Here is a 747-nt window from a genome sequence, read left to right as displayed (position 1 = left end):
GTCCCGGTCCCGGCGACGAGACGGTCGTCCCTGGACACGAGGGCGGTCGTCCCGTCCGGGGGGACGGGGCCGGTGACGTCCGGCCGGCCCGCGAGTGGGCCTGGGAACGGATCCCCGCGGCGGGCCGCTTCCAGACCGGCGCTTCTGGGCCCCGGCACCAGGCCGAGTAACGGGGTGCCCGGCGGAGCGTCCGCGGCCCTCGGCGTCTCGGGGCCGCCGGACACACCGGCGATGTGGGCGTGCAGGAGCGCCGTCGTCTCGTGCTCCGACCGGGCGAGCGCGGCCTCGGCCTCGGCATGCAGGCGCCGGTCCCGCCGGATGTCCGCCAGCCGCCGGGCCAGCCGGTCCGTCTCGGAGACCGCGGCGGCCGCCGCGGGGGACCGATGACGGGCGGGGCCCTGCTGGCCCCGGGCCGAGGCGACGTGCGCGGCCGCGTCGAGCAGATCCGGTTCCGCCTCGACAGCCTCGAGCGGCAGTTGGTCCAGCCATCCGCCGACTTTGACCTCCTCCCCGGCCTGAAGACCGGGATTCCCACACCTCGCGGTGCGGGTTCCTGCTTCATCAACGGACGCCTCCTCGCTTCAGGAGCGAGGCGGTCTCACTCCATCTCCACAGGCAGCCACCGCGAGCCCCGCGGCCAGAATGTTGACCGCCGCGTTCACGTCCCGGTCGTGGACCGTGCCGCAGCCACGACAGGCCCACTCCCGGACGTTGAGCGGCAGTTTCTTCACGATCGACCCACACACC

General features: G+C 74.7%; 1 protein-coding gene. It reads right to left on the bottom strand.

Features of this window, described 5'->3' with window-relative positions:
• Nucleotides 1-581: 581 nt before the first annotated feature.
• A partial coding sequence (locus tag FMEAI12_RS00210; RefSeq protein ID WP_235013534.1) for a transposase occupies nt 582-747 on the bottom strand: 166 nt, incomplete at its 5' end.

Origin of the sequence: Parafrankia sp. Ea1.12 (assembly GCF_900465275.1) — a bacterium.
In the GTDB taxonomy this organism is placed as follows: domain Bacteria; phylum Actinomycetota; class Actinomycetes; order Frankiales; family Frankiaceae; genus Parafrankia; species Parafrankia soli.
Note: the sequence above shows the minus strand (reverse complement) of the source record. Positions and strands in the feature narration are given on the sequence as shown.